General features: G+C 31.2%; 16 protein-coding genes, 1 other RNA gene and 1 riboswitch. Of the genes, 5 read left to right on the forward strand and 12 right to left on the reverse strand.

Features of this window, described 5'->3' with window-relative positions:
• Window positions 1-33: 33 nt before the first annotated feature.
• The 9 genes from H0I29_RS15915 to H0I29_RS15955 all read right to left on the reverse strand — a co-directional run bounded on the left by H0I29_RS15915 (window position 34) and on the right by H0I29_RS15955 (window position 13,265).
• Window positions 34-2,301, reverse strand: a complete 2,268-nt coding sequence (locus H0I29_RS15915) for an aconitate hydratase (RefSeq protein ID WP_218753290.1) — start codon at window positions 2,299-2,301, stop codon at window positions 34-36.
• 524 nt (window positions 2,302-2,825) lie between these two features.
• Window positions 2,826-5,603 (reverse strand): bifunctional aconitate hydratase 2/2-methylisocitrate dehydratase, encoded by a 2,778-nt coding sequence (locus H0I29_RS15920; RefSeq protein ID WP_218753292.1) that lies wholly within the window; start codon window positions 5,601-5,603, stop codon window positions 2,826-2,828.
• A gap of 234 nt (window positions 5,604-5,837) precedes the next feature.
• Window positions 5,838-6,140, reverse strand: an RNA gene (gene rnpB / locus H0I29_RS15925) — RNase P RNA component class A.
• Window positions 6,141-6,330: 190 nt separating this feature from the next.
• On the reverse strand, window positions 6,331-7,473 hold the full coding sequence (gene dnaJ, locus H0I29_RS15930) for a molecular chaperone DnaJ (protein ID WP_218753293.1): 1,143 nt from the start codon (window positions 7,471-7,473) through the stop codon (window positions 6,331-6,333).
• A gap of 131 nt (window positions 7,474-7,604) precedes the next feature.
• On the reverse strand, window positions 7,605-8,153 hold the full coding sequence (locus H0I29_RS15935) for a nucleotide exchange factor GrpE (protein WP_218753295.1): 549 nt from the start codon (window positions 8,151-8,153) through the stop codon (window positions 7,605-7,607).
• 91 nt (window positions 8,154-8,244) lie between these two features.
• Window positions 8,245-8,793 (reverse strand): HNH endonuclease, encoded by a 549-nt coding sequence (locus H0I29_RS15940; protein ID WP_218753297.1) that lies wholly within the window; start codon window positions 8,791-8,793, stop codon window positions 8,245-8,247.
• A gap of 38 nt (window positions 8,794-8,831) precedes the next feature.
• On the reverse strand, window positions 8,832-10,142 hold the full coding sequence (murA, locus tag H0I29_RS15945) for a UDP-N-acetylglucosamine 1-carboxyvinyltransferase (protein ID WP_218730516.1): 1,311 nt from the start codon (window positions 10,140-10,142) through the stop codon (window positions 8,832-8,834).
• Window positions 10,143-10,145: 3 nt separating this feature from the next.
• Window positions 10,146-10,802 (reverse strand): DUF4290 domain-containing protein, encoded by a 657-nt coding sequence (locus H0I29_RS15950; RefSeq protein ID WP_218730517.1) that lies wholly within the window; start codon window positions 10,800-10,802, stop codon window positions 10,146-10,148.
• 141 nt (window positions 10,803-10,943) lie between these two features.
• Window positions 10,944-13,265 carry an ATP-dependent helicase gene (locus H0I29_RS15955; RefSeq protein ID WP_218753299.1) on the reverse strand — a complete coding sequence of 774 codons (2,322 nt, stop codon included), beginning with the start codon at window positions 13,263-13,265 and terminating at the stop codon, window positions 10,944-10,946.
• A 239-nt stretch (window positions 13,266-13,504) separates the two neighbouring features.
• On the opposite strand from H0I29_RS15955, the gene H0I29_RS15960 reads away from it, so the two are divergent.
• The 3 genes from H0I29_RS15960 to H0I29_RS15970 are packed head-to-tail and all read left to right on the forward strand — an operon-like array spanning window position 13,505 to window position 15,356.
• A complete protein-coding gene (locus H0I29_RS15960; RefSeq protein WP_218753301.1) occupies window positions 13,505-14,119 on the forward strand; it encodes a SatD family protein in 615 nt (204 codons plus the stop codon).
• A 1-nt stretch (window position 14,120) separates the two neighbouring features.
• On the forward strand, window positions 14,121-14,840 hold the full coding sequence (locus H0I29_RS15965; protein ID WP_218753302.1) for a DUF3307 domain-containing protein: 720 nt from the start codon (window positions 14,121-14,123) through the stop codon (window positions 14,838-14,840).
• Between the two features lie 3 nt (window positions 14,841-14,843).
• The gene (locus H0I29_RS15970; protein WP_218753304.1) at window positions 14,844-15,356 is read left to right on the forward strand and encodes a hypothetical protein; all 513 of its coding nucleotides are present in this window, start codon (window positions 14,844-14,846) and stop codon (window positions 15,354-15,356) included.
• Window positions 15,357-15,420: 64 nt separating this feature from the next.
• Here the strand turns inward: H0I29_RS15970 and H0I29_RS15975 are convergent, their stop codons facing one another.
• Window positions 15,421-17,358, reverse strand: a complete 1,938-nt coding sequence (locus H0I29_RS15975; protein ID WP_218753306.1) for a TonB-dependent siderophore receptor — start codon at window positions 17,356-17,358, stop codon at window positions 15,421-15,423.
• Window positions 17,359-17,496: 138 nt separating this feature from the next.
• Window positions 17,497-17,744, reverse strand: a riboswitch (cobalamin riboswitch).
• Between the two features lie 75 nt (window positions 17,745-17,819).
• Here H0I29_RS15975 and H0I29_RS15980 point away from each other — a divergent pair.
• Entirely contained in the window at window positions 17,820-18,857 is a 1,038-nt protein-coding gene (locus tag H0I29_RS15980; RefSeq protein ID WP_218753308.1) for a GMP reductase, read from the forward strand.
• A complete protein-coding gene (locus tag H0I29_RS15985; protein WP_218753310.1) occupies window positions 18,857-19,987 on the forward strand; it encodes an ABC transporter substrate-binding protein in 1,131 nt (376 codons plus the stop codon). The genes H0I29_RS15980 and H0I29_RS15985 overlap by 1 nt, the downstream gene beginning before the upstream one ends.
• A 151-nt stretch (window positions 19,988-20,138) precedes the next feature.
• On the opposite strand, the gene H0I29_RS15990 is transcribed toward H0I29_RS15985, so the two are convergent.
• A complete protein-coding gene (locus H0I29_RS15990; protein ID WP_218753312.1) occupies window positions 20,139-21,458 on the reverse strand; it encodes a LuxR C-terminal-related transcriptional regulator in 1,320 nt (439 codons plus the stop codon).
• A 158-nt stretch (window positions 21,459-21,616) separates the two neighbouring features.
• Entirely contained in the window at window positions 21,617-24,370 is a 2,754-nt protein-coding gene (locus tag H0I29_RS15995; RefSeq protein ID WP_218730526.1) for a DNA gyrase/topoisomerase IV subunit A, read from the reverse strand.
• Between the last annotated feature and the right edge of the window lie 139 nt (window positions 24,371-24,509).

Here is a 24,509-nt window from a genome sequence, read left to right on the forward strand (position 1 = left end):
CTCCGAGAGTTTTATATTTAAAACGCTTAAATTTTAAGCATTTTCTTTTTTAATTAAGTTTAAGGCAGAACCTTCATTATACCATTCAATCTGACCTTGATTATAAGTATGGTTTGTAACAATCATATCTTTAGATCCATCTGCATGAACAACTTCTATCGTTAAAGGTTTATCTGGAGCAAATTCATTTAAATCCACAAAGTTAAACGTATCATCTTCTTGAATTAAATCATAATCTGCTTCATTATTAAATGTTAAACCTAACATTCCTTGTTTCTTTAAGTTGGTCTCATGAATTCTAGCAAAAGATTTTACTAAAACAGCAGCAACACCTAAATGTCTAGGCTCCATTGCAGCGTGCTCTCTAGAAGAACCTTCACCATAATTATGATCTCCAACTACAATAGATTTTATACCTGCAGCTTTATAAGCTCTTGCAGTATCTGGTACACCTCCAAACTCACCAGTTAATTGGTTTTTAACAAAATTGGTTTTCATTCCAAACGCATTTACAGCTCCAATTAAACAGTTGTTAGAAATATTATCTAAATGCCCTCTGTAACGCAACCATGGTCCCGCCATAGAAATGTGATCTGTTGTACATTTACCAAATGCTTTTATTAATAATTTTACACCTTCTAATTTGTTTCCTAAAGGAGTAAAAGGTTCTAATAATTGTAATCTGTCAGAATCATCTTTTACTGCAATCTTTACATGACTTCCATCTTTTTCTGGTGCTAAATAACCATCATCTTTTACTTCAAAACCTTTTGGAGGTAATTCCCATCCTGTTGGTTCATCTAACATTACTTCTTCTCCGTTTTCGTTGATTAATTTATCCGTAATCGGATTAAAATCTAAACGACCAGCAATTGCAATAGCTGCTGTTAATTCTGGTGAAGCAACAAAAGCATGTGTATTTGGGTTACCATCTGCACGCTTTGCAAAGTTTCTATTAAAAGAGTGAACAATACTATTTTTAGGTGCATTTTTTGGATCTTCATAACGAGCCCATTGACCAATACATGGTCCACAAGCGTTTGTAAAAATCTTTGCATCTAACTTTTCGAAGATACCAATAATACCATCTCTATCTGCTGTATATCTTACTTTTTCAGATCCAGGGTTAATTCCTAATTCCGATTTTATTTTTAAACCTTTATCCAGCGCTTGTTGTGCAATTGAAGAAGCTCTCGATAAATCTTCGTAAGAAGAGTTTGTACAAGAACCAATTAATCCCCATTCTACTTTTAATGGCCAATCGTTATCATTAGCAGCCTTTGCCATATCTGTTCCTACTTTTGTAGATAAATCTGGCGTAAAAGGTCCGTTTAATAATGGTCCTAATTCTGATAAATTAATTTCTATAACTTGGTCAAAATATTCTTCTGGGTTTGCATAAACTTCAGCATCACCTGTTAAATACTCTTTTACTTCGTTTGCAGCATCTGCAACATCACTTCTATCTGTAGCGCGTAAATAACGCTCCATAGATTCATCATACCCAAAAGTAGAAGTTGTAGCTCCTATTTCGGCTCCCATATTACAAATGGTACCTTTACCTGTACAAGACATAGAAGTTGCTCCTTCACCAAAATATTCAACAATGGCTCCTGTTCCTCCTTTTGCAGAAACAATACCTGCTACTTTTAAAATAACGTCTTTTGGTGCAGTCCAACCAGATAATTTACCGGTTAACTTCACTCCTATTAATTTAGGAAACTTTAATTCCCAAGCCATACCTGCCATTACATCTACTGCATCTGCACCACCAACACCAATAGCAACCATACCTAAACCACCAGCATTTACTGTGTGAGAATCTGTACCAATCATCATTCCTCCTGGAAATGCATAATTTTCTAAAACTACTTGGTGAATAATTCCTGCTCCGGGTTTCCAAAAACCTAATCCGTATTTATTAGATACTGATTCTAAAAAGTTAAAAACTTCATTACTGGTATTAAGTGCAGACTGTAAATCCATACTTGCACCGTTTTTAGCTTGAATTAAATGATCACAGTGCGTGGTTGTAGGAACTGCTACTTTACTTTTACCAGCTTGCATAAATTGCAGTAATGCCATTTGCGCAGTTGCATCTTGTAATGCAATTCTGTCTGGTGCAAAATCTACATAGTCTTTACCTCTAACAAAAGCTTTATCTGATGTTTTATCCCATAAATGCGAATACAGAATTTTTTCTGATAAAGTTAAAGGTTTTCCTGTAAGTTTACGAGCAGCATCCACACGTTCTACTACGTTTGAATACACTTTTTTAATCATATTAATATCAAATGCCATAAGATTATATATAATTTAGTTGTTAATATTTATAAGTACACTAAGATACAAAAATATCTACTAGTTTTATAACTGAATTTTGCTAAGAAAAGATTTAATACTGATAGTGAAATAGATAATTTTGATAGAAAATAGTTGCTCGGAATATGCAATTACATCAAAAGATACGAATAGCCTGGGTTAGGGATTGAAGTGAAAATCCTTTTTGAGAAGTATGAACAAAAAGATTGTAACATAAAGCCCGACCTCGCCTCTTTTGGCGAGGGAACCCCAAACTCTAATCTAAGTTTTATCTAAAGTAAATATTACAAATACTTAAAAATCATTTTGACTTTAGATTATTATAATGACCCTACAAGTTTTATTTAAATTATGTTTATTGATATTAAAGCATAATGGCTATTTTGATATATAATCTATTTAAAACTCTGCAAATTCAGATCAATTTATTTCTTTTATAAGAAGAACAAAAAAAGCCTGAGTTTAAAACTCAGGCTTTTTAATATATAATTAGAAACTTAAAACTATCTCACTAATTGTTTTTGAGATGGTTTAAACTTCGTTAAAACAATTCCGTCTACTGCTGCTTCATATTCAGCCATAGTTGGTGTTCTACCTAAAATTGTAGACAATACAACTACAGGTGTAGAAGATAATAAAGATTCACCTTTTTTCTCTCCAGAATCTTTTACAACTCTTCCTTGGAATAAACGTGTAGATGTTGCCATTACTGTATCTCCTGGTGCTGCTTTTTCTTGGTTACCCATACATAAGTTACAACCTGGACGCTCTAAGTATAACATGTTTTCGTATCCTGTACGTGCTACTCCTTTTGGTGCGTTATCATCGAATTCGAAACCAGAATATTTTACTAAAACATCCCAATCTCCTTCTGCTTTTAATTCATCAACAATATTATACGTTGGTGGTGCAACTACTAAAGGTGCTTTAAATTCAACTTTGCCATATTGAGCCTCCACATTCTTTAACATTTGAGCTAATATTTTCATATCACCTTTATGAACCATACAAGATCCTACGAAACCTAAATCTACTTTTTTAGTACCTCCATAGTAAGATAATGGTCTGATGTTATCATGTGTATAACGTTTAGAAACGTCATCATTATTTACATCTGGATCTGCAATCATTGGTTCTGCGATTTCATCTAAATCGATAACAACTTCTGCATGATACTTCGCATTTGCATCTGGTCTTAAAGAAGGTTTAATACCTGTTTTAAGTTCTACAATTCTATTTTCTGCTTTTTCTACTAAACCTTTAAGAACTTTACCTGCATTGTCCATTCCTTTATCAATCATGATTTGGATACGACCTTTTGCAATCTCTAAAGACTCAATTAAAGTATCATCTTCAGAAATACAGATAGAAGCTTTTGCTTTCATCTCTGCAGTCCAATCTGTAAATGTAAATGCTTCATCTGAAGTCAATGTACCAATATGAACCTCAATGATTCTTCCTTGAAATACGTTTTCTCCACCAAATTGCTTAAGCATTTGAGCTTGTGTAGCGTGTACAACATCACGGAAATCCATATAAGATTTCATTTGTCCTTTAAAAGTAACTTTTACTGATTCTGGAATTGGCATTGAAGCCTCACCTGTAGCTAATGCTAAGGCAACGGTTCCTGAATCTGCACCAAAAGCAACACCTTTAGACATACGTGTGTGAGAATCTCCACCAATAATAATATCCCAATCTCCTACTGTAAGATCGTTTAACACTTTATGAATAACATCCGTCATTGGAAAATATTTCCCTTTAGGGTCACGACCAGTAATTAAACCAAAATCGTTCATAAACTTCATTAACCTTGGTATGTTCGCTTTAGATTTATCATCCCAAACAGATGCTGTGTGACAACCAGACTGATAAGCTCCATCTACAATTGGAGAAATCACTGTTGCAGCCATCATTTCTAATTCTTGAGAAGTCATTAAACCTGTAGTATCTTGAGAACCTACAATATTTACTTCTACACGAACATCAGAACCTGCATGTAAAACTGCTCCTGGTGTTGTTCCAACTGCATTTTTATTGAATATTTTTTCAACTGCTGTTAAACCTTGTCCTTCAATAGAAATTTCTTTTGATGGTGCATAAACAGGCACTACATCTATACCTAATACTTTAGAAGCAAAGGTTTGTAATTTTTTACCAAAAACAACAGCATAAGAACCACCTGCTTTCATAAACTCCATTTTTTGTGGTGTAAATGCTGCAGAAATATCTTTTAATTCTGTATCTCCGTTATATAATTTTTTTTCTTTTGTATTAATTGTAAGGACAGTACCTGTTGCAACAGAATACTCTTCTTTTAAAACAGGGTCTCCGTTTTCATCACGAATAGTATTTCCTTCTACATCTTTTTGTTGTATCCAGTTTTTAAGGTCTAAACCAATACCACCAGTTACACCAACAGTTGTTAAGAAAATTGGAGAAATTCCGTTTGTTCCAGCAATTACCGGAGCAATATTTATAAATGGCACATATGGGCTAGATTTAATACCTGTCCATAAAGCAACATTATTTACACCAGACATTCTAGAAGAACCAACTCCCATTGTTCCTTTTTCAGCAATTAACATCACTCTTTTGTCTGGATGCTGTGCTTGTACTGCTTTTAATTCTGCTTGTTGTTCTTTATTATGCTCAAATAAACACTGACCGTGTAATTCTCTATCTGAACGAGAGTGTGCATCACCACCTGGAGATAATAAATCTGTAGAAATATCACCAACTCCTGCGATAAACGTAACAACATCTATTTTTTCTTCTATTTCTGGTAATTTTGTAAAAAACTCTGCATTTGCGTAACTTTTAATAAGATCAATTGCAATTTTATTACCACTATTAAACGCCTCTTCTAAACGAGCTGTATCTGCTTCGTAAAGAAAAACTTGTGTTTTTAATACGTCTGCTGCTTGTTTTGCAACGTCAGCATCTGATCCTAATGCTAAATCTAATAGCACTTTTACAGATGGCCCACCTTTCATGTGTGATAATTGCTCAAAAGCAGAAGAAGTTGTAATTTCTTTTACGATTGATTCACCTAAAATAATTTCTTTTAAAAATTTAGCTTTCACTACAGCAGCACTTGTAGTTCCTGGTAAAACATTATATATAAAAAAGTTCAAAGATTCTTCTCTGTACTCGTTTTCTAAATCTTTAATTTGTTCAATGATTTTGCTTAGTAATTCTGCACCATCAATTGGTTGTGGATGAAGACCCTGTTCTTTACGTTCTTCTATCTGCTTAAGGTAGTCTTTATAAATACTCATGAAAGAAATCTTTAGTTACTGTAGGCCTTTTTAATTCTTATAAACGAAAAGACAAACTGTAAAATTATTTATTTATTTTAGTATGACAAACTTACATTTTTTATATTAAAATTAAAAGATAAATAATAGATTGCGTGAATTAATGAATAAAAAAAAGTTATTCGATAAAACACTGATTTTAAATCAATAAAAAGGATTGTTTGTTGATTTATTTTGAAGTTTTAATAATTATATAGAAAATGCAGACTAATAAGCCGAATCCTGTTCCTTAAAAAGGCTCTTATCATTTATCTAGAGTTACAATTACTCGTAACTTCTATCTGCCTACCCTTTAGAATCGAGCGAGTAGCTCTCAAGCTCTAATTTACATGGCATTGCACCTCATAGAGTTTACCTGGTTTCACTACAGCCTAACTGTACATTCTTTCTGTTGCACTGGTCCTCAGCTCTCGCTGGACGGATGTTATCCGCTATGATACTCTTTGGTGTCCGGACTTTCCTACTTGCATACACAAGTCGATAAGATAAGTCTGCAATTTCTATATTATGTTATAATTTTATCTTTAGTCATAAAAAAAACCCACTCATAAATGAGTGGGAAAAATTGCTATGAAAAAGAAAAAGTGTTGCCGATAAAATCAGCAACACTGCAAATGTACATTAAATATTGTAAATAAAATACAACTTCTTTTAAAAAGATACTTATTAATTTGAAATTAACATTTCGTTAAGAAAACATGTCTTTTACTTTTTCAAAAAATGACTTATCTGATTTATTTGGACTAGGTCTAAAATTTTCGTTGTCAGACATTTTATCAAAGAATTGTTTTTGTTCTTTATTCAACTCTTGTGGTGTCCAAACATTTATATGTATTAAGAAATCTCCAGTACCATATCTTTCTATACTTGGTAAACCTTTTCCTTTTAATCTTAAAATTTTGCCAGATTGTGTACCAGCATCAATTTTGATTTTTACTTTACCTGTAACTGTATCAACTTCTTTGCTTGTTCCTAAAACAGCTTCAGAGAAATTTACATATAAATCATAATGAATATTGGTTCCTTCTCTCTTTAAAACATCATGAGGAACTTCTTCAATTAATACTAATAAATCTCCAGCAACAGAATTTTTACCAGGAGCTTCATTCCCTTTTCCTCCTACTTTTAATTGTACACCTTCTGTAACTCCTGCAGGAATATTAATTGGTACAGTTTCTTCTTTTATAATTAAACCTTGTGCATCTGCTTCACTTGGTTTTGTACTAATTATTTCTCCAGCACCAGAACAAGTACCACAAGTAGTTGCAGTTTGCATTCTACCTAAAATTGTATTGGTAACTCGCATTTGTTGTCCAGATCCATTACACGTAGTACAGGTTTTATAAGTTACTCCGTCTGCTTGTACTTTACGTCTAACCTTTACTTTCTTTTCTACTCCTTTAGCTATTTCTTCTAAAGTAAGTCTTACACGAATTCGCATATTACTTCCTTTTACTCTAGCTTGTCGTTGGCCTCCGCCACCTCCAAAACCACCAAAGCCGCCTCCGAAGCCACCGCCTCCGCCGCCAAAGATATCACCAAACTGACTAAATATGTCATCCATATTCATGCCGCCTCCACCGAAACCGCCGCCACCTTGTGGACCTTCAAAACCTGCGTGACCGTATTGATCATAACGAGCTTTTTTGTTTTCGTCACTTAAAATTTCATAAGCTTCTGCAGCTTTTTTAAAATTTTCTTCAGCAGTTTTATCATCCGGGTTTTTATCAGGATGATATTTGATCGCCATTTTTCTATACCCTTTCTTTATTTCTGCTTGAGTAGCAGATTTTGAGAGACCTAATATTTCGTAAAAATCTTGTTTTGCCATTTTTTATTTTTAATTTTCAGTATTTCACAACAATTTTTCAGCTCTCACTGCTCACTGTCATTAATACTTCTTTAGTTTACAACATTAGTTTTGCATATGTTGCTCACTGTTATTGTAAACTGAATACTTTTTTACTGTCCGATAACTACTTTAGGGTAACGAATAATTTTGTCGCCTAATTTGTATCCTTTTTCAACACAGTCAATTACTTTTCCTTTTAAATCTTCTGATGGAGCAGGAATTTGTGTAATTGCTTCATGAATTTCAGCATCAAAAACATCACCAGCTTTAGTTTCCACTGTAGACAATCCTTTTAATTCTAAAGTGTTAAATAATTTTTGATAAATTAACAACACTCCTTTTCTTAATTCTTCTGCCTCTTTATCATCTTCAATATGTGACAGCGCACGTTCAAAATCATCAATAATTGGCAGTAAAGATGTCATTAAATCTTGTCCAGCAGTTTTAAATAATTCTATTCTTTCTCTGGAAGTTCTCTTTTTATAGTTTTCGAACTCAGCAAACAAACGTAAAAACTTATCTTTTTCAGTTTGAAGTAACTCTTCTGTTGTAGGTTCTTCTTTTACAACTTCAGCCTCAACCTCTTGATTTTCTTCAACTTGAACAGTTTCTTGTTCGTTCTTTATTTCTTCTTCTTGGGTGTTATCTTTCTTACTCATTATCTTTGTAATCGTTAAAATGTCTACTATTAAAAGGCAAAAACGTTGCCAACAAAAAAATAGTGTCAGATTGACACTATTTTTAACCTCTTTATATTTTAACATGGCTCCAATTTTCTCCAGATTTAATTCTATGAATTTGCATATCTGAAACTCCAAATCGTTTGGCAATCATTGTGATTCTTGTTCTTTTATTTTTAAGTTGCCTTTTTATGATTTTTACTTTTCCTTCTGTAAGCTTATAACTAGTTTTTTTATTTTTAATAGCTTCTATATACACAGGGTTTTTAAATTGATGCAACTCTTTCTCTCTTTTAGTTGCCCACTTTAAATTCTCTACAGTATTATCTGTTTTGTCATAATTTTTATGTAAAACATAAATTTGATCTTCGTTTTCTTTTTCTAAAAAATGCTCTGCCACCAACTTATGTACATATCTACTTGTAGATTTGTTATTAGCAACTTGCTTTACATAAATAGTTTCATATCCATTTATAAAACTCTTATTTCTTAAAAACTCTTTATCTTCTTTAAAATAAAGCACTCTTCCTAAATTAGAAATCTTAAATTTTTTTACATCAGAAATTTTCTCATCAAATTTAATATGCTTCCATTCTTCTTTCCACAAACTTCTTATCATGATCTAAAAGTATTTTTAAATTAATAAAAAACTTTTTCTTATTCAGCAATTCTTTCAATTTTAGCACCAATAGATTTTAAACGAGCTTCAATATTCTCGTAACCTCTATCTATTTGTTCTATATTATTTATTATAGATGTTCCTCTAGCAGATAAAGCAGCTATTAATAAGGAGATACCTGCTCTAATATCTGGCGATGTCATTTTGGTAGCTTTTAATGAGCTCTCAAAATTCATACCAATTACAGTGGCTCTATGCGGGTCGCACAAAATTACTTTCGCCCCCATGTCAATCAATTTATCAACAAAAAACAAACGGCTTTCAAACATTTTTTGATGTATTAAAACAGTTCCCTTTGCTTGTGTTGCAATTACCAAAACAATACTCAATAAATCTGGTGTAAACCCAGGCCAAGGAGCATCTGCAACGGTTAAAACAGAACCATCTATAAAATTCTGTATTTCATACGATTCTTGTTCAGGAATGTAAATATCATCTCCTTTTCTCTCTAATATAATCCCTAATTTTCTAAACACATTAGGTATTTGTCCTAAGTTGTCCCAACTAACATCTTTAATGGTTAATTCAGATCTTGTCATTACTGCAACACCAATCCAAGAACCAATTTCAATCATATCTGGTAAAACTCTGTGCTCACAACCACCAAGAGCATCTACTCCTTCTATGATTAATAAGTTAGAGCCAACTCCTGAGATATTAGCTCCCATAGAATTCAACATTTTACATAATTGTTGAATATAAGGTTCACAAGCTGCGTTATAAATTTTTGTAGTTCCTGTAGCTAAAACAGACGCCATTAAAATATTAGCGGTTCCTGTTACAGATGCTTCATCTAATAACATATCTACACCAAACAATTCTTCTGCTTCTACGCCGTAAAAATGCTCTTCTTTATTATAACGGAATTTTGCGCCTAATCTTATAAATCCTTCAAAATGGGTATCTAAACGTCTACGACCAATTTTATCTCCTCCAGGTCTTGGAATATATCCTCTACCAAAACGAGCTAAAAGTGGACCAACTATCATAATAGAACCACGTAAAGAACTTCCGTCTCTTTTAAAATCTGCAGATTCTAAATACTCTAAATTGATTTCATCCGCTTGAAAAGCGTAAGAATTTCTACTTAATTTTTCTATTTTTACACCTAATTCTCCAAGAATAAAAATTAGTTTGTTGACATCAATAATATCTGGAACATTATTTACAACAACTTTTTCTGGTGTTAATAAAACAGCACAGAGTATTTGTAAAACTTCGTTTTTTGCTCCTTGTGGAGTAATGGTTCCGCTTAATTTATGACCGCCTTCAATTTTAAATGATGCCATGTACTAATATCTTTTTCTATTTTTATTTTGATTGCTATGTTGTGGTTTCTTGTAAGTACCTTTACTTGTACTTTGGCCTTGTGTACGTGGCTTTCTTAACAAGTTTTTACTTTCAGAAAGTTCTTCTTCTGTATTTCTTAAATCTAATTTACCATCAGATAAATCGAATAAATGTTTAAAAATTACAGCATCATCTACAGTGTCTTTATTCCAATTTAAATAACACTTTTTCATGTGATTTGCAATTGTAAATACCAAAGCTTCTTTTTTCTCTCCTTCTTCCCAACTTAAAGCAATATCTATCATTGTTTGAATATTGTTACCATAATAACGATATCTAGAGGCTGATTTTGGGTACGCTAATCCTTCTGGCTTCTCTTGTAATTCTTCTTTAGATGGTTGAGGATATGGAGACTCTACATCTAATTTAAAATCTGCCATGATGTATAACTGGTCCCAAAGTTTGTGTTTAAAATCTGGTACATCACGTAAATGTGGTTGTAAATTTCCCATAACATCTACAATAGCTTTTGCCATTTTATCGCGTTCATCTTTAGTTTCTAAAGCCAAACAATGGTCTACTAATTTTTGTATATGTCTGCCGTATTCTGGTATTATCATTAACGGTCTTTCTGAATTGTATTCTAAATCGAATGTCATTTTTATATTTTTGAGAAGTGTTCTCGATACATTTTCCTTTATCATTTTAACCAAAAGAAAACACTAGAACTGAAAAATTATAGTTTGTAGTTATTTAACGTTGCAAAATAACAATTTATTTTTAGTTTTATGGATTGATTTTTAACCAATCACTTTTAATTTGGCAAATTGAAGTAATAATTTCTTTTTACCAACAGTACCAAATTTAATTTCTGCCTTTTTATTTGGTCCATTTCCTTCTAATCCAATTACCTCTCCTGTTCCAAATCTATTGTGTTCTACAAAATTACCCACAACAATATTACCATCAAATAAATTGGGTTTTGAGGTTGCTTGAGATACCTTTTTTAGGTTTTTAGGAATAATAATCTCTTTTTTCTTCACCAAATCACGTTCCATTTTTTTACGCTGAATCGGTTTTTGAAAACGAATTCCTTTTGGAGCATCATCAAAAATACTTTTATCAACAAAGTTATTGATTGCTGGATTGGTACTTTTTGGAGTGATGTAATTTAGATACTGATCATCTATTTCCTCTAAAAATCTACTAGGTTCTGCATCTACCAATTTCCCCCATCTGTAACGGGTTTGCGCATAACTTAAATAAGCTACTTTTTCTGCCCTTGTTATAGCTACGTAAAACAACCTGCGCTCTTCCTCTAATTCACTTCGCGTATTCATACTCATTGCAGAAGGAAATAAAGATTCCTCTAATCCAACAACATACACATACATATACTCCAATCCTTTAGACTGGTGAATAGTCATTAAAGAAACAGATGGTTTGTCATCTTCTTTTTTAGCATCAAAATCTGTTGCCAACGCCACATCTTCTAAAAAAGTAGTTAAAGAAGTATCGCCTCCTTCTTCAATTTTATCGGTAATAAAATCTTTAATTCCGTTTAAAAGTTCTTGAACGTTTTCTACTTTACTAACTGCTTCTGGCGTTCCGTCTTTTTCTAAATCTTTTATTAATTGTGCCTTTTTTACAACAGTTTCCGCAATTTCGAATGCATTTTTTGTTTGCGATTCTACTTGCAAACTTTGCATCATCGTCATAAAATTACGAAGCTTATTTTTAGTACCAGTATTTATTTTTAAATCTATTTTGTCAATATATTTAATAATATCGAAAATAGATTTTTTATAATGATTTGCAGCTATTGTTAACCTATCTATGGTTGTTGCACCAATTCCTCTTGCAGGATAATTGATGATTCTTTTTAACGCTTCTTCATCATTTGGGTTGATTAAAATACGTAAATAAGACAAGATGTCTTTAATTTCTTTCCTTTGATAAAAAGAGATTCCTCCATAAATTTTGTAATCAATTCCTTTTTTACGCAACGCATCTTCAATAGCTCTAGATTGTGAGTTTGTTCTATACAAAACACAAAAATCATCTGGAGTTAATTGATGGTTCATTTGGTTCTCCCAAATGGATTGTGCCACAAAACGTCCCTCTTCTCCGTCGGAAATAGTACGCATTACATTTATAGCTTCTCCAGGATCATTAGAGGTCCAAACTTCTTTATCTAATTTTGTTTTATTTTTTTCGATAACAGAATTTGCAGCGTTTACAATATTACTTGTAGAACGGTAATTTTGCTCTAATTTAAAGGTTTTTACATCTGGATAATCTTTCTGAAAATTTAATATATTCTGAATATTTGCTCCCCTAAAACTATAAATACTCTGAGAATCGTCTCCAACCACACAAATATTCCCGAATTTGTCAGCCAAAGCTCTCACAATAATATATTGAGAATGGTTTGTATCCTGATACTCATCTACCATTATATATCTAAAACGATCTTGGTATTTTGCCAAAGTTTCTGGAAAACGAGCCAATAACTCATTGGTTCTTAACAACAAATCATCAAAATCCATTGCACCAGCCTTAAAACATCGGTCTACATAGGCTCTATAGATATTACCAACTTCTGGTCTACTTGCATGTAAATCTGCTTCTTGTAATTCTGGGTTATTAAAATAGGCTTTAACCGTAATTAAACTATTCTTAAAGGAAGAAATTCGACCTAAAATCTGTTTGGGTTTGTATTGTTCTCTATTTAAATTCTTCTCTTTAATAATTGCTGATATTAAACGAACAGAATCTTGAGAATCGTAAATTGTAAAATTAGTTGGAAACCCCAATTTGTCTGCTTCGGTACGCAAAATTCTAGCAAAAACGGAGTGAAAAGTTCCCATCCATAGGTTTCTAGATTCACTATGACCTACAACACCGGCAATTCTAGCCTTCATTTCTTTGGCTGCCTTGTTGGTAAATGTAAGTGATAAAATGTTAAAAGAATCTACGCCTTGCTTCATTAAATGCGCAATTCTATAGGTTAATACACGTGTTTTACCAGAACCCGCACCAGCAATAATAATCATGGGTCCGTCTTTCTGTAAGACAGCCTGTCTCTGTGGTTCGTTTAAAGAATCTAAATATGTGCTCAATGGTTTATTTTAAAGGAATTTGAAAGCGTGAAATTAACCAAACTATTCGTTTCTATAAAAGAAGATGAATACTATTTATTCACAATTTTTACATAAGAAAACCTAAACATATCTGCTTAAGAACAGATAAACACAAATATCTGCCTATAGGCAGATAATTTAAAATATCTGCTTACAGACAGATAATATTGTTGTTTAGCTTAATAATTGATATATTAGCTAAAAATTAAGATTTACAAATGACTAGTATTTTAACAGGCGACATCATCAATTCTAGAAAAAAGGATGATAATTTTTGGTTAGAAACGCTAAAAGAGGCGTTAAGTACTTTTGGTGACTCTCCAAAATTTTGGCAGATTTACAGAGGAGATAGCTTTCAATTAGAAATAGAAAACTGTGAAAATGCATTTTATGCAGCTTTAAAGTTGAAATCTCATTTAAAATCTACAGTAGATATAGATGTTAGAATTGGAATTGGAATCGGAGAAAAAGAATTTAATACTCCAGAAATTACAGCGTCTAACGGTGAAGCTTTTATAAATTCTGGTTATGCGTTTGACACTTATTTAAAGAAACAAACCATTGCCATAAAAACACCTTGGCAAGAATTTGATGCAGAACTAAATATAGCTTTTGATTTAGCTTTATTAACCATGGATTCTTGGACAAAAAACTCTGCAGAAGTATTTAAAATATCCTTAGAATCAAAAAACAGTACGCAAAATGAAATTGCAGCTATTTTAGGAATTACACAAGGACGGGTTAGCGAACGCCAAAAACGTGCTGGTTTTGAACCTATTATGAAACTAGAAAAACGTTTTAGAAAAATTATCAATCAAAAAACACATTTATAAAATGCTCTTATTGTTAAAATTTTTGTTAGCTCATATTTTAGGAGATTTTGTTTTTCAACCAGAAAAATGGGTTGAAAATAAAGAAAAAAAGAAGGTGAAATCGGTAAATTTATATTATCACATTGTGCTTCATGCCCTATTTTTAGCGTTAGTGATTCAATTTAATTTAAAAGAATATTGGCCTGCTTTTTTGTTAATTATAGTATCTCATTATGGTATAGACCTATTAAAACTCTATCTTCAAAAAAAGAAAACAAAACGGATTTGGTTCTTTATAGATCAAGTTTTGCATCTTATCGTACTAGCGTTTGCGACTTCTTTTTATGTGAATTTTTCTTTATCAACTGAAAACTTAATAACAGATCAACTCTTATTACTGATTATCTTTTTACTGTTGGTTATTTTTGTTTCTGCAATTATCATCAAAATAATAATTACACAATGGAACCCTGAAAGTAAAAAAGAAAACGATGATTCTCTTGCAAAAGCAGGTCGTTATATTGGAATTCTAGAACGTTTATTTGTTTTTACCTTTGTAATTACCAATCATTGGGAAGCAATTGGTTTTCTATTAGCAGCAAAATCTGTTTTTAGATTTGGAGATTTAACATCATCAAAAGACAGAAAATTAACCGAATATATTTTAATTGGTACTTTATTAAGTTTTGGTATTGCTATCTTTTTAGGAGTACTATATTTGTACACTTTAAAATTCATCTAATTTATGGAAGATAAACTAATAGAAAGTATTGCTTATATTCTACCCGCTGCTGTTACCGGTTTCGTTGCTTATTATATTTTTAACAGATTAATCATAAAGCTAAGTTCTGATGAAAAAATAGCGCTATTATCTCAAAGAAAAAAAGAAGCTTTACCAATAAAATTACAGGCTTACGAAAGAATGTTGTTGTTTTGTGAGCGCATTACCCCTGTTAAAATGTTGGTAAGAATTAAACCAATTACAGAAGATACACAAGATTATTTACAATTGTTGATTGCAAATATAGATCAAGAGTTTGAACATAATTTAGTACAGCAAATGTACATTACAGACGATTCTTGGACAGCAGTTGTGGCTACAAAAAATACCATTATTAATAAATTAAGACAAGTTGCAGAAACTGCAAAAACTGCTAATGAATTGCGCGAAAACGTGATTATCGATTACTCTAAAACATTACCTCCAACAGATACTGTTATAAGTATTATTAAAAATGAAGTAAAAAAGTTATTATAAAAAAGAAGACCATCTAAAATAGATGGTCTTCTTCCTCTTTTCGAAAATAGCAAATTTCCCTTTATTAAAACTGAAGTCTTACTCCTAATTTAAAGTTTCTACCACGTGTAGAAAACCCTAAAATATCATCATAATCTTCGTTTAAAATATTTGTAACTCCACCAAATAAAGTTACAGTGTCTCCTAATAATTTATAATTAGCAGCAAAATCTAATACTTGATAACTCTCTAAAGTAACATCTTCTCCAGCGGTTCCAAAAGAACCATATCTATCATAAATACTTCTATCTCCTACATTTTTATAAGTAATATTGAAGAATGTATTTTTTAAAACATCCACATCTAAACCTGCTACAAATTTATTTGCAGGAATATAATCGTTAAAATCTTCTGTTTTATCTTTATCTACATACGTATAAGAAGCGTTAACAGTTAAGAAATTAACAGGTGTAATATTGGTATTTATTTCAAAACCATTTGCATCCGACGAACCATTACCATATTTGTAAGTAGCATTATCATAAATAATTGCATCTTCTTCTTTTCTATTAAAATAAACCACATCAAACTGAAGCCAATCTTTATAATTTACATCAAAACCTGCTTCAAAAGTTTCATTAGATTCTGGTTTTAAATCTAAATTACCAGAAAAACCATCATATAATTGATACAAACTTGGTGTAATAAAAGCCGTACTATAAGAGGTTAATAACTTAATAGTAGCATTTTCATTCTTTAAAACTGAGTACGCAAGATTTCCGTCATAAACTGCATGATTACCATATACATTATGAATATTTAATCGTCCACCTACATTGGCACTTAAACCAAAATCTGTTATATACACTACACTTGCATAAGGATCTACAGTATTAAAATTTGCAATTCCTTTTTCAATTTCTGCAAAAGGAGTAACTGTATTATTACTATGAATTTGGTAATTTAAACCCGTAATTAATTGAATTTTACCATCCTTAAAATCATATCTATTTACTAAATCTAAATTTACACTTCTACCAACAAACTCGTAGCTATCTAAAGTACCACCATAAGAATTGAATTGCTCTAGATTTCTTTCTACCACATTTGCAGAGGCTAATAAGTAAACTTCTCCTTTATTATAAGTGTATTTTGGTTTTACACCAACTCTAAACTGCTCTTGATCTCCAGTATTTGCATCACTATCAGAAAAAGCCCCTGCGTCAAAATCATAATCAAAATTATCATAATTTAAGAAAGTCTCTATAGAAAACTTATCATTTACCGCATAACCTAATTTTAACAACGCATTTTTACTGTAAAAACTATCATTTTCATAAACAGCATTTGTTTTACTTTTTGCAGCAGACATTCCGTCTGTTCCAGTAATACTAAAAGAACCTAAGAAATTAAGTTTTCCTAAAGTACCGTTTAAACTTACATTCTGGTTATTGTCAGACAATCCGCTTTCTTTAACATTTGCGGTATTATTTGTACCAACACTTGTTTCAAAAGAACCAGAAATTTTATCTGCTGATGCTTTCTTTAAAACAACATTAATAACTGCAGTAGCTGCTCCAGAACCGTACAATGTAGATGATGCTCCTTTTAAAATTTCAATAGATTCTATTTGACTAACGGCTAATAAACGTAAATCGAATTGTTGATTAATTGCAGATTGATCTGTAACTGGCACACCATCAATTAGAACCAAAACTTGTCTATTTCTTCCTCCTCTAATATTAATACTTCTTGGTTCAGATGCATTAGAATTCACACCTCTAACATCAATACCAACAACATTATTTAGAATTTCAATAACATTTTTACCAGCATTTTGTTGCAATTCTTTTTGAGTAATTTTCTGAATTACCTTACCAGTATTCTCTTTTTTTAGATTGAATTTTGTTGCTGTAACAACAACTTCATCTAAAGCTTCTACTTTTTCTTTTTGCTGTGCAAAAAGATTTGTGCTAGCAAAACTATATGCCAAAACACCAACAATTAATAATTGTTTTTTCATTTTTAATGATTTAATTTAAGTCTTCTCCTTTTACAAGAAAACAATAATGTTTCACTCCTTGTTAAACAAGGAATCTAAATAAATCAGGTAAATTTGTGTACAAAATAGAATTAGTACATAAACCTTTATCCCGAAAGTTTTAAACTCGTGATTTATGGCAGGTTTCCTGACTCGTTTTATGTTATTATACCTTCCCAACAAAAAAATGTCAGTGGTAAAAGAATTAATAACATCCTCTAAAGAGGGACTAAATGATGCTAAAAATAAACTCAGCACAAACTTAGTATAAACTTACAGTTGCGGGAACAGCTCTGGATTTTAACCAGATTCCCTTTTAATTCGATGCAGATTATCTCTACATCAAAACCAAAATCTTTGCAAATATATATGCATTCTTATGAACAATCTAATTAATTCGTTTCCAAATTTTATACCTTTAAGGATTGATAATTTTGATAGAAATGAGAATAGAAAATGAATTAAAGTTAGGTTTTAAAGATGTAATGATTCGCCCAAAACGATCTACACTAAAATCGAGATCACAAGTAAGTTTAGAAAGAGAGTTTACTTTTTTACACAGCGATGTTGTCTGGAAAGGAATTCCTATAATGGCTGCAAACATGGACACTGTTGGTACTTTTGAAATGGCAAAAGCTCTTGCAAAACACGGACTTTTCACCGCAATTCATAAACATTATTCTATAGAAGAATGGAGAGAATTTGCAGCAAAAGCTGATGAAAAAACTTTAAACAATATTGCCGTTAGTACAGGGACAGGAAAAGATGATTCTGAAAAAGTAAAACAAATTTTATCCGAATTTCCGAAAATAAACTTTATTTGTGTTGATGTTGCCAATGGCTACTCGGAACATTTTGTAAATTTTGTTCAGAAAATGCGTAAAGACCATCCTAATAAAGTAATTATTGCAGGTAATGTAGTTACTGGAGAAATGGTTGAAGAATTATTATTGGCTGGTGCAGATATTATAAAAGTAGGTATTGGTCCGGGATCGGTTTGCACAACTCGTGTAAAAACTGGAGTTGGTTATCCGCAACTTTCTGCTATTATAGAATGTGCAGATGCAGCGCATGGTATGGGTGGACAAATTATTTCTGATGGAGGTTGTAAAATTCCTGGAGACCTTTCTAAAGCTTTTGGTGGTAGTGCAGATTTTGTAATGCTAGGCGGCATGCTTGCTGGACATGAAGAAAGTGGTGGTGAATTGATTGAAAAAAATGGAGAAAAATTTAAAGCTTTTTACGGAATGAGTTCTACAACAGCCATGAATAAACATGTTGGTGGTGTTGCAAATTATAGAGCTTCCGAAGGAAAAACGGTTGAAGTTCCTTACAGAGGAAATGTAGACGATACTATTATAGATATTTTAGGCGGAATTAGATCTACATGTACCTATGTTGGTGCAAGTAGGTTAAAAGAATTGACCAAAAGAACTACTTTTATTAGAGTTCAAGAGCAAGAAAATCAAGTATATTCATAATGAAAAACATAAATTTAATTCCTGTTTTATTATTTTTGTTGATGACCGTTTCTTGTAAAAAAGAAGCTGTTAAAGTTGATAATCATACACAAGTAAAAAGTACTCTTAAGTACGCAAAGGGATTTGATATTGTAGAAGATAATGGCGTTAAAAAGTTAGTTATAAAATCTGCCTATCAGAACTCTAAAGAAGTTACTGAATATATTATTAAAAATAAATCAGAAAATAATACACCTATAGAAAACACCATCTATACTCCTATTCAAAAAATTGTAGTTACTTCTACAACTCATATCCCTATGGTTGAGTTGTTAAACGAAGAAACTTCAATTATCGGTTTTCCTTATGCTAGATATGTATCATCAGAAAAAACAAGACAGTTAATTGATGCAGGAAAAATAAAAGAAATAGGAAAAGAAACCTCTTTAAATACTGAAATACTATTAGACTTACAGCCAGAACTAGTGGTTGGCTATAGTGTTACTTCTGCAGATAAAAGCTTAACAACTATACAGAAAGCAGGAATAAATGTAATTTATAATGGAGATTGGTTAGAAGAAACTCCTTTAGGAAGAGCAGAATGGATTAAATTTTTTGGTGTTCTTTTTGATAAAGAAAAACAAGCTGATAGTATTTTTAAAATAATTGAAGGTAATTATTTAGCAGCAAAACAAATCGCACTAAAATCAACAAAAAAACCAACCATTTTGTCTGGTGCAATCATGAGTAAAGATATTTGGAATTTACCTGCAGGAGAAAGTTTTGTGGCACAATTTATAAATGACGCAAACCTTAATTACTTATGGAAAAACACAAAAGGAAAAGGAAGTTTGTCTCTAAGTTTTGAAAGTATTTTTGATAAAGGTCAGAATGCTGAATATTGGATTTCTCCTGGATTTTTTTCTACCAAAGAGCAATTATTACAAAGCAATAAAATTTATACTGAATTTGATGCTTTTAAAAATGATAAAGTTTATACATCTACAATCAAGAAAGGAAAAACGGGCGGAATTATATATTATGAATTAGCTGCTACGAGACCTGATTTAGTATTAAAAGATTTTATTAAAATTACAAATCCAGATTTATTGCCCGATTATAAAATGACATTTTTTGAGAAAATGAAATAAAAAAAAGACCTTCAATATTTCTATTGGAGGTCTTTACTATTAAAATTATTGGGGGTAATTTTATATTTCAAATTTACTATATATATTAAGTAATTCTATTTATTTTACGGGTAGTATTGGGGTAGTATTTGGGTGGTTTCAACTAAAAACCCTAGTGTTTTATGACTTTTTTTAATGTTAAAACTTCTTTTCTACTTTTAATATTTAATTTTCCATAAATATTTTTGACATGAAATTTTACAGTATTTACAGAGATATTTACTTCAGCGGCTATTTCTTTATTTGATTTACTAGATACAATTAAATTAAAAATTTCTCTTTCTCTAAAACTTAAAACATCTAATTTTATCTTTATAGGTTCCTCTTGTAATGTAAGTTGCTCTATTTCTTCTGAAAACTTTATAATCTCATTTTTCATTAAAGAGTTATACTTTCTTAAATCCTTTTCCCTATATATCACAGCAAATGAAAGGATTATAATCTGTATAAAACCACCTATTTTTAAATTAGTGGCATTGGTTTCAAATAAAGAAATTCCGAAATTTTTTAAAACATAAAAATCTATTCCGCTAAACAATATAATTACATAAGAAAACGTAAATAATTTAGTATGCGTGTTTTCCTTAAAAAGTAACACACCTAAAAACCAATAGATAAGTAGAATTATCGATGTTAAAATACCTAAGATTATATATAAATCATTCTTTTTAAAGATTAAAAATAAAATTACAAATAGAATAATAGCACCACCTATAATATAAGTATAGTTTTTTACTTTAGGATAATAGTCATCTAGTAACAGAAAACCATTAGCAAACTTAGAAGAGCAATATGTGAGTATCACATAATTTAAAAGAATTAAAAATTCAATATTTTTTTCATCTACAGCAAATAAATGCAAAATACCGTCCGATAAAATAAAACTAAGCGTTAAGCTTGCCAATAAAAAGGCATGATATAAAAATGAATTGTCTTTAAAAAAATAAAAATAATTAATACTGAACAAAATTACTAAAAAAGCGACTCCATAATAAAAACCATCAATAAGTAATTGTATTTTTTCTTCAAAAGTAGCATCTTCCACTGTATTTAATTCAACAGGAAAATAAGAACTAAAATTAGAACTAACTTTTATATAGATTGGTGATCCTCTAGAAAATTTAAAAGATGAATACCTTTGGTTATTCAACTTTTTAATTTCACTTAAATTTTGATATGCCTTTGCATTAGTGGCTCTTATACTTTTAATTCTAAATATATAATTTAAGTCAGTTTTATTAGCAGGCACTTTAAACCAAAAAGTAGCATCAGAATGTTTTTCTAAAACTTGTTTATTTAGAGGTTTAAATTCTTCTTGAGCAATGTTACTATAACTTAAACTGCTATTAGCATCTTTAAAATAATAAATTTCAGATTGAGAAAAAGTAGATACTACAAAAAAAAGAAAAAGTAGTAGTGCCTTAAATTTCATGCAAACGTTCCTATTATTATTATTATTGTTGTTGTTGTTGCTCTTGTTGCTGTTTTGTTTTGTCTTTTTGATATTGAATCTCAGGTGACTTATCTTCCTTTTTATCGTTATCCTTTAATCTAGAATTATCTTCCATAAAACCTTAAAATAAATATTTATTAAAACAATTTCGTCTGATTTTCATCATCTATTTTTTTCTGCTCTGCTTTTTTTCTTGCTATCGATTTTTGTAATGCAATTTTTGCTTTTTCTTCTGCAGAAAGTTCTTCTAAAATAGGTTTTTTAGTTTCTGGTACTGGAATATCAATAGGCAATTCATCTTCAATAACTTCCTCATCAACAACCTCCATATCATCAGATATTTCTTCTTCTGGTTCTTCAAAAGGTAAAGGCGCTAATAAATTAACCTGTTTAATTTTATCGGTTGTTAATTGATTTCCTTGTGCTTTTATACCCTTTACAGCTATAAATTCTTCAAAATTAACTTCTTCGTTTTCTAAACTTCTTTTAGAAAATTGAACTTCAGCGATTGGTCTATAATCAGTTGCAACAATTTCTAACTGACTTTTTACATGATCAGAAATAAATTCTTCTTCTTTTTCAGTTGTTTCAATTAAAAAACGTTTTACATAGTAACGCTCTTTTTCACCATCAAAATATATTGCAGAAATTGGCTTATTAGGTTTCCATTTTTCTAAGACAATCATATCATCTTCAAAATGCATTGCTAAGTTTGGTTTTACCGCTTTTGCTTTTCCACTTTGTGTAACAATCAATAACTTATCCTCAGCTCTAAATTCACCCAGCAACTCACCTCTTTCATCAACGTTTAAACGCTGCACAGTATCATCAAACCAAATTTTACGAGGTTTTAATGTAGAAACACCTTCAGATTTAAAATCTACAGATTTAATAGCATACTTTGTAATTCTATTTCCTCTTACCGCTCTACCTTTTACAGCTAAATCTGCAAAATCGATATCCCATTTTAATTTTTTAACACTACCAGCTGCACGTAAATTAACAGTTACAACTTCTGCTTCTCCATTTGGATTTGCGCTAAAATAATGCACAATAGACCCTTTATTTCCGTTGGTTAAATCGTATTCTTTATCTCTTGTAACAGACGTAACGTTAAAACGCTTCATATAAGACATGCCTCTTGCTCCATCTCTATACATAAAGTTATAAACGGTTCTTTTGTCTTTCTTTTTAAAGATAGCAACATGAATAATATCTTTCCCCACAAAGGTTTTAGAATCTACTTTTGAGACCATCATTCCACCATCTTTTCTAAAGACAATAACATCATCAATATCAGAACAATCAGTTACAAACTCATCCCTTTTTAGAGAAGTTCCTATAAACCCTTCTTCTCTATTTACATAGAGTTTTGCATTGTTCATTGCTACTTTAGAAGCCACAATATCATCAAAAATTCTAATTTCTGTTTTTCGCTCTTTATCTTTTCCGTAAGTCTCTTTTAATCGCTTAAAGTAGTTTATGGCAAACTCTATTAAATTTGCCAAATGATTTTTAACTACAGCAATTTTTTCCTCTAAACCTTCTATAAATTGTCTTGCTTTATCAATATCAAACTTAGATATTTTCTTAATTCTAATTTCTGTTAAACGTGTAATATCGTCTACAGTAATCGCACGTTTTAGATGTTTTATATGTGGTTGTAATCCTTTGTCTATCGCCTCAATTACACCGTCCCAAGTTTCTTCTTCCTCTATGTCTCGGTAAATTCTGTTTTCTATAAAAATACGCTCTAAAGAAGAAAAGTGCCATTGCTCCTCCAGTTCGTTTAACTGAATTTCTAATTCTTTTTTAAGCAACTGAACTGTTAAATCTGTAGAGTGTTTTAACATTTCAGAAACACCTACAAAAACAGGTGTATTATTTTCTATGGTACATGCTAAAGGCGATATAGATGTTTCGCAACTTGTAAAAGCATACAACGCATCAATCGATTTATCTGGCGATACATTTGGCGGCAAATGGACTAATATTTCTACTTCTGCAGCTGTATTATCTTCAATCTTTTTTATTTTAATCTTCCCTTTATCATTGGCTTTTAAAATACTATCAATTAAAGTTGTGGTAGTCGTAGAAAACGGAATTTCAGTAATCACCAACGTTTTTTTATCTAGTTGATGAATTTTAGCACGAACTCTTACTTTTCCCCCACGTTTACCATCATTATAATGAGTAAAATCTGCAATTCCTCCTGTTAAAAAATCAGGAACAATTTTAAAACTTCTCCCTTTTAAGTATTTTATGGAAGCATCTATTAATTCAATAAAGTTATGTGGTAATATTTTAGTAGACAAACCAACCGCAATTCCCTCTGCTCCTTGTGCTAACAATAACGGAAATTTTACAGGTAAATCTATCGGCTCTTTTCTACGTCCGTCGTAAGACATTTTCCAAGCGGTCGTTTTCGGATTAAAAACAACATCCAAGGCAAATTTAGACAAACGAGCCTCAATATAACGAGAAGCAGCAGCCCTATCTCCTGTAAGAATGTTACCCCAGTTTCCTTGCATATCAATCAGCAATTCTTTCTGACCAATTTGCACCATGGCATCAGCAATAGAAGCATCACCGTGTGGGTGATATTGCATCGTATGACCAACAATATTCGCTACCTTATTATAACGTCCATCATCCAAATCTTTCATAGAATGCATAATTCTACGCTGAACTGGTTTTAATCCATCTTCTAACGACGGAACTGCTCTTTCTAAAATCACATAACTCGCATAATCTAAAAACCACTCCTTGTACATTCCTGTAACTTTGGTTATGGTTTCTACTGCTTCAGCCGGATTTTCTAGAGAATCAGATTGATCTTCAGGATTCGTTAATTCTTCTTCGTGTTCGTTCTCGTTAATTTCTTCACTCATTTTTAAACGTTTAACAGTTTAATCGTTGAACTATGTATTTTTCTATATTTAAAATATAAATGTAGATAAAGCTTTTGGGCGTTACCTAAAGGTCGGGCTTTTCGTTGTATCTTTTTTATGAAAAATAAAAAAGGATGTC

The organism is Polaribacter sp. R2A056_3_33 (assembly GCF_019278485.1).
GTDB lineage: Bacteria > Bacteroidota > Bacteroidia > Flavobacteriales > Flavobacteriaceae > Polaribacter.